Annotated in this window: 9 protein-coding genes (3 of these 9 cut by a window edge); 6 read left to right on the top strand and 3 right to left on the bottom strand. The window is 65.4% G+C overall.

Annotated elements, in window-relative coordinates; translation table 11 throughout:
• A protein-coding gene (locus K728_RS22715; RefSeq protein WP_443110973.1) for a beta-galactosidase crosses the window boundary here: on the top strand, positions 1–15 show its final stretch. It extends 933 nt beyond the left edge of the window; 15 of the gene's 948 nt are visible here — the last part of the coding sequence; its start codon lies beyond the left edge, outside the window; the stop codon is at positions 13–15.
• A protein-coding gene (locus K728_RS22710; RefSeq protein WP_337587500.1) for a beta-galactosidase crosses the window boundary here: on the top strand, positions 1–1,204 show its 3' portion. The gene continues 38 nt to the left of window position 1, outside the view; 1,204 of the gene's 1,242 nt are visible here — the last part of the coding sequence; its start codon lies beyond the left edge, outside the window; the stop codon is at positions 1,202–1,204. Before K728_RS22715 ends, K728_RS22710 begins: the two co-directional genes overlap by 53 nt.
• Positions 1,191–2,120: a carbohydrate ABC transporter permease gene (locus tag K728_RS0111745; protein WP_024476838.1), complete on the top strand. Its 930-nt coding sequence runs from the start codon at positions 1,191–1,193 to the stop codon at positions 2,118–2,120. The genes K728_RS22710 and K728_RS0111745 overlap by 14 nt, the downstream gene beginning before the upstream one ends.
• A gap of 92 nt (positions 2,121–2,212) precedes the next feature.
• Positions 2,213–3,046, top strand: coding sequence for an ABC transporter permease subunit (locus K728_RS0111740; RefSeq protein WP_024476837.1), 834 nt, complete (start codon positions 2,213–2,215; stop codon positions 3,044–3,046).
• A gap of 79 nt (positions 3,047–3,125) precedes the next feature.
• A complete protein-coding gene (locus tag K728_RS0111735; RefSeq protein ID WP_024476836.1) occupies positions 3,126–4,457 on the top strand; it encodes an ABC transporter substrate-binding protein in 1,332 nt (443 codons plus the stop codon).
• 208 nt (positions 4,458–4,665) lie between these two features.
• Here K728_RS0111735 and K728_RS0111730 read toward each other — a convergent pair whose 3' ends face one another.
• A complete protein-coding gene (locus K728_RS0111730; RefSeq protein ID WP_337587499.1) occupies positions 4,666–6,357 on the bottom strand; it encodes a glycoside hydrolase family 3 N-terminal domain-containing protein in 1,692 nt (563 codons plus the stop codon).
• Positions 6,358–6,465: 108 nt separating this feature from the next.
• On the opposite strand from K728_RS0111730, the gene K728_RS0111725 reads away from it, so the two are divergent.
• Complete coding sequence (locus K728_RS0111725; RefSeq protein WP_024476834.1) at positions 6,466–7,605, top strand: glutamate--cysteine ligase; 1,140 nt, start codon at positions 6,466–6,468, stop codon at positions 7,603–7,605.
• A gap of 49 nt (positions 7,606–7,654) precedes the next feature.
• Here K728_RS0111725 and tsaD read toward each other — a convergent pair whose 3' ends face one another.
• Positions 7,655–8,731, bottom strand: a complete 1,077-nt coding sequence (gene tsaD / locus K728_RS0111720) for a tRNA (adenosine(37)-N6)-threonylcarbamoyltransferase complex transferase subunit TsaD (RefSeq protein WP_024476833.1) — start codon at positions 8,729–8,731, stop codon at positions 7,655–7,657.
• Positions 8,728–8,970, bottom strand: partial view of a ribosomal protein S18-alanine N-acetyltransferase gene (rimI, locus tag K728_RS0111715; RefSeq protein WP_024476832.1) — the 3' portion only. Its footprint extends 210 nt past the window's final position; only the last 243 of its 453 coding nucleotides appear in the window; the start codon falls outside the window, past its right edge — the gene reads right to left on this strand; its stop codon occupies positions 8,728–8,730. The genes tsaD and rimI overlap by 4 nt, the downstream gene beginning before the upstream one ends.

The following is an 8,970-nucleotide window of genomic DNA, read 5'->3' as shown; positions in this document are numbered from 1 at the left end:
CGCGCCCCTGGTTGAGCTGGCGTTTGCCGCCGATACCACCCGCGGACTCGCCCAGGGCAAGCCATGGCTGCTGATGGAGCATTCCACCGGCGCCGTTAACTGGCAGCCCCGCAACATTGCCAAGGGACCCGGCGAGATGGTCCGCAACTCGCTCGGCCACCTGGCGCGCGGAGCCGACGGTCTGTGTTTCTTCCAGTGGCGCGCGTCCCTGCAGGGTAGCGAGAAGTTCCACTCCGCCATGCTCCCCCACGCCGGCACCGATTCGCAGACCTGGCGCGACGTCGTCGGCCTCGGCGCATCCCTCCGGAAGCTGCGCGAGCTGGCCGGAACCACGGTGCACGCCGAGGTGGCGCTCATCTTCAGCTGGGAGGCATGGTGGGCCCACGACCAGGAGTCGCACCCCTCGGGTGACGTCAGCTACCTCAGCCAGGTCCACGCTGCCTACACCGCACTGTGGGAAGCCGGACTCACTGTCGACGTCGTCGCCCCCGGCGCACCCCTCTCCCGCTACAAGCTGGTGGTGGTGCCTAACCTGTATCTGATCCGTGACGAGCATGCCGCGGTCATCACCGACTTCGTCGACGACGGCGGATCCGCTTTCATCACCTTCTTCAGCGGAATCGTGGACGAGAACGAACGGGTGCGCGCCGGTGGGTACCCCGGAGCCTTCAGGGATCTGCTGGGCATCCGCACGGAGGAATTTTTCCCTCTCGATCCGGCACATCCACTCACCCTCGACAACGGGTCCCCCGCCTCTCTCTGGTCCGAAGCGCTCCGCCTCACCACCGCCGAAGCCATCCTCAGCTATGCCACCGGCACCCACGTGGACACCCCAGCGGTGACCCGCAACCACTTTGGGGCCGGGGAGGCGTGGTATGCCGCGACGGTCCTGGACAGTGGCGTCCTGAAGGACCTGCTGTTGCGTGCGGCGGTGACCGCCGGCGTGGCGCTGCCCGAGGTGCAGTCGGGGCTCGAGTCAGTCACGCGGCGCGGCAACGGCCACGAGTACGTTTTCCTGATCAACCACACCACCGAGGACCGCAAACACCGGGTCAGCGGTCTGGAACTGTTCACTGACGAAGCCGTGTCCGGCGTCGTCGTCGTTCCCGCCGGCGCAGTGCGCGTCGTTCGCACCTCCCCAGAAATCTCCGACACCCACGGCCTGGCTCAGGGCCGAAAGGACGCAGGCCATGACAGTCACTAACCCTCCGGCCGGGGCGCCACAGGCTCCTCCGGTCGCGAGGAAAAACCGTTCGTCAGGAGCGCAGCGCCGCGCCGTGGCCCTGTTCATCGCGCCGTTCGGGCTCCTGTTCCTCGCCTTTTACGCCATTCCGATTGTCTACGCGATTGTGCAGTCGCTGCTCACCGTCGAGCGCGAGGGCACATTCGGCGCACCCCGCCAGGTGTTCGGCGGCCTCGTGCAGTACGAGCAGGTGTTCCAGGACAGCGCGTTCTGGGCGTCGGTGGGCCGGGTGATGGTGTTCGGAGCTGTGCAGGTGCCCATCATGCTGGGGCTGGCGCTATTGTTCGCCCTGCTGCTGGACTCGCCCCTGTTGAAAGGGAAAAAGTTCTTCCGCCTGGCGTTCTTCGCCCCCTACGCAGTCCCGGGAGTAATTGCCGCCATCATGTGGGGGTTCCTCTACTCGCCGTCGCTCTCACCCTTCGGCGCGGTGACATCGAACGTTGACTTCCTGTCAGCGAACCTCGTGCTCTGGGCCATCGCCAACATCGTGACCTGGGTGTACGTCGGATACAACATGCTCATCATCTATGCGTCGCTGCTGGCGATCCCCACTGAAATCTACGAGGCCGCGAGGCTTGATGGTGCGAGCAACATCCAGATCGCGTGGCGCATCAAGATCCCCCTGGTGATCCCGGCGATCATCCTGACGGCGGTCTTCTCGATCATCGGCACCCTGCAGCTTCTCGCCGAACCGCAGACCCTGCGCAGCTTCAGCTCGGCGATCAACAGCACGTTCACGCCCAACCTCGCGGTCTACACCACCGCGTCGGTACCGAACTACAATCTGGCCGCTGCGTTCTCGGTGGTCCTGGCTCTCGCCACGTTCATCCTCTCCTTCGTCTTCCTGAAGTCGACCCAGCGGAAGGTTACCCAGTGACCGCAGCCCCAGCCACCGCCCCCAAACGCCCACGCGGTGGAGGACCAACACCGCCCGTGAACAACACCGCGCGTGGGCCCCGCCAGTCCATCATGTCGCGCAGCGCCGCGATGCTGATCATGGGTGTTTTCACGCTCTACTTCCTGACCCCCATCTGGTGGCTCATCACTACCTCAACGAAAACCGGTGGGGAAGTCACGTCGACGGCGCCGCTGTGGTTCACGGCGAACTCGTTCGGAACATTCTTCGACAACCTGGGACGGCTCTTCACCTACAACGACGGACTGTTCGGCCGCTGGCTCCTGAACTCGGCCATCTACGCGGGGGTCGGGGCCTTGCTTGGCACCGTCATCGCTGCGATGTGCGGGTACGCGCTTGCCAAGTACGAGTTCAAGGGACGCGAGGCGATCTTCAACATTGTGCTCAGCGGTGTCCTTGTTCCTGCGACAGCGCTGGCCTTGCCACTCTTCCTGATCTTCAGCCAGGCCAATCTGACGAACACCATGTGGGCGGTGTTCCTGCCGAGCCTGGTGAGCCCGTTTGGCGTCTACCTGGCCCGGATCTACGCGGCGGCCAGCGTCCCCGGGGAGTTGCTCGAGGCAGCGCGGCTGGACGGGTCAGGGGAAATCCGGACCTTCTTCACCGTCTCCACCCGTCTGATGGCTCCCGCCCTCGTCACAATTTTCCTCTTTCAGTTTGTGGCGATCTGGAACAACTTCTTCCTTCCTCTCATCATGCTCCGCGATCAGGTGCTCTTCCCGGTCACCCTGGGCCTCTACGCGTGGAACAGCCAGATCAGCCAGATTCCCGAGCTGCGGTCCCTGGTGCTCGTCGGAGCTCTCGTCTCGATCGTCCCGCTGATCGTCGCGTTCCTCGCTCTGCAGCGCTTCTGGAGCAGCGGGCTCGGCGCCGGCGGCGTCAAGTGATCCACAAATTTTCACCATCAGCACTACCTGGTGCAGGGGCAGTCGCTCCCGCACTGAACTACCACCGATAGGAAAGACAATGCGCGCGCATTACGGAAAAGTCACCGCAGCCTTTGCCATCTCTGCGCTGGCTCTCACCGGTTGTTCAGCCGGCGGGGACAGCTCGGGAGGAGGGGCCGAAGCGGCACCCTGCGAGGCCTCGGACGGGCCAGTCGAGCTGAACTTCACCACCTGGGTCCCAGGGATGGACCAGGTAGTTGAACTGTGGAACGAGGACAACCCGGACATCCAGGTCACGGTGCAGACCGGACCCAATGGCAACTCCGGCACCTACCAGAACTTCTTCAACCAGATCCAGGCTGGCAACGCCCCCGACCTCGGCCAGATCGAGTACGACGCACTGCCAAACTTCCGAGTCCAGGACGGGCTGGAGAACATCGCCGAATGTGCGGGCGTCACGGAGGCTGCCGACCAGTTTGTCGACTGGACGTGGGGCCAAACGACCTTCGGCGAGGAGGGCTCGGTCTACGCCATCCCGCAGGACAGCGGCCCCATGGCCATGTACTACCGCGCCGATCTCTTCGAGGAGGCCGGCATCGAGGTTCCCACCACCTGGGAGGAATACGCTGTTGCCGCCGAGCAGATCAAGGCTGAGGGCTCCTACATCACCAACTTCCCCAAGACTGACGTCAACTGGTTCGCTGGCATGGTCTGGCAGAACGGCGGCCAGTGGTTCGCCAACGACGGCGAGAGCTGGGACGTCAATCTGACCGGGCCCGAGTCCGAGGAGGTGGCGACCTACTGGCAGGATCTGTTGTCGGAGGACCTCGTCTCCACCCTCCCGTCCTTCTCGGACGAGTGGAACGCGTCGTTCAACGAGGGCCAGCAGTGGACCTGGGTCTCCGCCGTGTGGGGTGCAACCACCCTGTCCGACGGCGCTCCCGACACGGCCGGCAAGTGGGCTGTTGCGCCCATGCCGCAGTGGGAAACAGGCGGGGAGACCGCCGGCAACTGGGGTGGCTCCTCCACCGCTGTGCTGAAGGGCTCCGAGCACCCCGCCGAGGCAGCGCAGTTCGCGTTGTGGCTCAACACCGACCCTGAGGCCCTGGCCCTGGCCAACGAACTCGGCGGCCTGTACCCAGCGGCAAAGTCGGCGGCCGAGCTTGAGGCCTTCGCTGGTGGCGTCGAATTCTATGACGGACAGCAGATCTATGATGTCTTCGCCGAAGCCTCAGCCAGTGTTGACCCCAACTTCACCTGGGGCCCGACCATGACCCAGACCTACACTGACGTCTCCGACGGTTTCGGTGCAGCGATTGGCGGCTCCGGCACACTGCTGGATGCACTCGCTGAAGGCCAGCAGCAGACCGTCGATGCACTGAAAGCGCAGTCCATCCCGGTCCAGGAATAGCAGTAGCCTCCCTACACGGCCGGTAGCGCGGCGGTGGTGTGACGGACCCGGATTTGCATGAGTAGTTGATGCCGATCCGGGTCCGCTGTTCATCCACCGCAATGCACCCGTCCGGGTCAGTAACCCGCTGCGCCCGGTCACACACACCGCTGCCAGCTCGTCCTCCCGACCGGGTCGCCGGTTAGCCAGTTAGCCGAATAACAGCCGGTTAGCAGCCGGTTCCGGCGTCGTACCCGGCAGCGTCGACCGGAAGTTGTCCCGGCGCTGGAGCGGCCCCCGTCAGGACAGCCAGCACGGCGGCGAACGCGCCCGGCGTGTTTCCGTACGCAGCAATCTCCACGGGAGCGTCAACCGCTTCCAGCCACCAGGGGGCATCCAGCGCGACGGCGACGTCGGCCGGCGCTGCACCGGTCCCGCCAGCACCGACCAATGAAACTGTGGTGCCGCCGGGGCCCACGGTAACCCCCGCCGCCTCAGCAGCCTCGGTAAACCGTTGGGCGTCGGCCTCAGTACCACCGACGACCGAAGCCGTACCGTTCAAGAGGTCCCCGCCGCACTGGCCGGTGAGCACGGTGATTGCAGCTGCCGACGCCACACCGCTCGCCTCCGCCTGCTCCCCTGGTTCGGCCGGGTCGGCTTCAGCCGCCAACTCCGCCTGCCACAGCATCAGCGAGACCACACGGGTCGCGGCCTCGGCCAGCCGTTCGTCGGGGAGGCTGCCGTCGTCGATGGCGGCAACAATTGCCGCGTGTGCGGCGTACGAGTCGGTGGGCATCAGGAGCAGGTCCGCGCCGGCGGCTAGCGCACGGGGAGCCGACTGCCCGCCCGGGTATAACTCTTCAACGGCTGCCATGTTCAGAGCGTCGGTGACTATCACTCCGTCGAAGCCCAGGCCGCGCAGCGCTGCATAGTTCGGCGCCGAGACCGACGACGGCACGCCCGGGTCCACGGCGTCAACGGCGATATGGCCCATCATCATCACCGGTGCTCCCGAGTCCGCCGCGGCTTTGAACGGCACCCAGTCGCGGGTCTCAAGCTCCTCAAGGGAGGCGGTCTGCACCGGCAACTCAAGATGTGAATCGGCGGGTACCGACCCGTGCCCGGGGAAGTGCTTCACACTGGGCAGCACAGCCGACTCCAGTATTCCGGTGACGGCCGCCGAGCCAAGGTCGCCGACCAGGGCCGGGTCATCCGAGTAGGCGCGGGCACCGATGGTGGGGTCACTGGCCCCGGTGGTGACATCGACCGACGGGGCGTGGTTCATGGTGAACCCAAGACCCGCGAGTTCGGAGTTCATGGCTGTCATTGAGGTTGCCACCAGCGCCGGATCCCCGGCGGCACCGTAGGTCATAGGAGTTGGCCAGCCGGTCAAGGGTGCGCCGAGGCGGGCAACCTGCCCGCCTTCCTGATCCACGGAGATGACGGCGGGCCAGGTCCGGCCGTCATCAGCGACGGCTTCGGCCAGGCCGGACGTGACTGCTGCCATCGCATCCGCATCGACTGTCCCGTCACCGGCCAGTGGAACGTTGTCTCCCATAATGATGCTGCCCGCGAGGTGCAGGTCACGGATGGCCTGTTGCTGTCCGGCCGGATCGGTGCCCGTGTAGAAGCCCACCATCACCTGCCCCGCCCGCTCCTCGGTGCTCATCGCAGCGACGGCGGCAACGGCGTCGTCGTAATTCGCGGTACTCGGGCCCCACGGCAACACGGGGTTGCTGGGTGCCGTCGGTTTCGGAGACGACGACGTGGGCGGACTCTCGGGGGAGGGCGACCCGGCGCCGTTGCCCGCGGGGGTGCACCCGGCCACGAGCAGGAGCGTGAGAACCGCTAATCCTGTCTGGCCTAAGCCCCGACGACGTGGCAGAATCCCAGTGTTCGCCCGGCGGGCTGCGCGTTTCACTGTATCGATGCTACTCCTGCTCTAATATTGGGACAGTTCTCTTCCGCGGATGACGCGATACCGAGGCAGAATTTTCCAGCAGTCCGGTACCGGTCAGGAGCCAGCTACATGAACATCGAATTTGCGCAATCAGCCCAGTCAACGCTCGGCGTGGAGTGGGAACTCGCCCTGGTGGACCGCTACAACGGCGATCTGGTCTCGGTTGCAAATCAGGTCCTGCGGGGAGTCGCGGCCAACCATCCCGAGTTGCAGGAGGATGAGGAGCACCCCCATATCAAGCAGGAGTTGCTGCTGAACACGGTGGAGCTGGTGACCGGCATCTGCCACACGGTGGCCGAGGCGAAAGCTGATCTTTCCCGCTCCCTGGCAGCGGTCCGCGAGGTCACCGACCCGATGGGCGTTGAGCTGTTCTCCGCCGGCTCGCACCCTTTCAGCGTGCCACGGTCCCAGCCGGTGACCGATAAGGAGCGCTACTTCAAACTGATCGATCGCACCCAGTGGTGGGGCCAGCAGATGGTCATCTACGGTGTCCACGTGCATGTGGGGCTGGACCGCCGGGACAAGGCGATGCCGATCCTGGACGGCCTGGTGAACTATGTGCCGCATTTCCAGGCGCTGTCGGCGTCGTCGCCGTTCTGGGGTGGCGATGATACGGGGTACGCGTCGCAGCGTGCCCTGATGTTCCAACAGCTACCCACCGCTGGATTGCCGTTCCAGTTCCCATCCTGGGCGGAGTACGAGTCCTATGTGCAGGACATGTTCACCACCGGGGTGATCGACTCAGTGAACGAGATCCGGTGGGATATTCGACCGGTCGCGAACCTGGGCACCATCGAAATGCGGGTCTGCGACGGACTTTCAACCCTCCAGGACGTGGGAGCAGTTGCTGCGCTGACCCAGTGCCTCGTCGACGAATTCTCCACCACCCTGGACAACGGCGGAACCATCCCCACCATGCCGCCCTGGCATGTGCAGGAGAACAAGTGGCGTGCCGCCCGCTATGGGATGGAAGCCATCATTATCCTGGACGCCCAGGGCAAGGAGCAGCTGGTCACCGAGCACCTCGTCGAGGTGCTGGAGCGGCTGCAGCCGGTCGCGAAGAAACTGGGCTGCGTCGAGGAGCTCGGTGATGTGGAGAAGATCCTGGCCCGCGGTGCTGGCTATCAGCGACAGCGTCGGGTCGCCGCCGAGCACGACGGCGACCTCAGCGCCGTCGTCCTCGACATGGTGGCCCAGCTTCGCGAATAGCCCCCACTCCGCTGCCCCCAAAACCCCGGATCAGTTGGTGGTGGTGGGGTCAGGCGAAGACGCTGGTCACCGGGAGCGAGGAATCGGTGGCGAAGCGCAATCCCGTGGGCTCCCCACCATTCATCACGATCTGCGCCCCGAAGGCCGCCACCATTGCACCGTTATCGGTGCACAGGGACAGCGGCGGCACCGTCAGGGTGATCCCGGCGGCCGCGCAACGCTGGGCGGTCAGCGTCCGCAACCGCGAGTTGGCGGCCACCCCGCCGCCGAGCAGCAGACTGGTGATCCCGTGTTCACGGCAGGCCAGCACGGCCTTGGAGGTGATCACGTCGACCACCGCCTCCTGGAAGGACGCCGCGATGTCGGCAACGGGGAGGTCGACGCCGTCTGCCTCGTATTGTTCCACGCAGCGGGCGACGGCGGTCTTCAGGCCGCTGAACGAAAAGTCGTACCGGTGTTCTCCGGGCTGCTCCGCCGTTCCGAGGTACTTGGGCTGGGTGAGCCCACGGGGAAACCGGATCGCCTTCGGGTTACCGTCGGCGGCAATCCGGTCTATTGCCGGGCCACCCGGGTATCCGAGCCCGAGGATGCGGGCCACCTTGTCATAGGCTTCACCGGCGGCGTCGTCGATGGTGGACCCGAGCAGCTCGACGTCGAAGGCCAGGTTGTTGACCTGCAGTATCTCCGTGTGACCACCCGACACCAGCAGGGCACCGAGATTCGGGGGGAGGCCGTCCGGGAACGCCGAATCCAGCACGCCCACACCCACGTGGGCCACCAGGTGGTTCACGGCGAATAGCGGTTTGCCGGTCGCGAGCGCCAGGGCTTTCGCCGCCGAAACACCCACCATCAGCGCACCCGACAGCCCGGGCCCCGATGTCACAGCGATAGCGTCGATTTCCGCCAGTGAGACGTCAGCCTCGGCGAGCGCCTGGCGCAGGGTGGGAACGAAGGCGTCAAGGTGCGCCCGGGAGGCGATCTCGGGGATCACTCCCCCAAACCGGACGTGTTCATCCATTGAGGAGGACACCGTGTTGGTGAGCAGTTGCGTGCCACGCACCAGTCCGACGCCGGTCTCGTCGCAGGAGGATTCGATGCCGAGGACCAGCGGATTGTCACGGTTCACAGGATCAGCCTCATCACCCAGGCGTCGACGCCGTCGCGGTAGTATTTTCGCCGGGTATGAATATGCTCAAACCCGGTCAGCGTATAGAGTTTCTGCGCCCGGGGGTTGTCAGCCCGGACTTCCAGGAGCACTTCGGTGGCGCCGCGGTGTCGTGCCTCGGCCAGCAGCTCGCTCAGCATCGCGGTCCCGATTCCCTGCCCCTCATAACCGGGCAGCACGCCGATCGTCTGGATGTCGGC

It is taken from the genome of Arthrobacter sp. CAL618 (assembly GCF_000468215.1).
Lineage (GTDB): Bacteria > Actinomycetota > Actinomycetes > Actinomycetales > Micrococcaceae > Arthrobacter_D.
The sequence above is the reverse complement of the archived record's forward strand: the minus strand, read 5'-3'. Positions and strand labels throughout refer to the sequence as shown.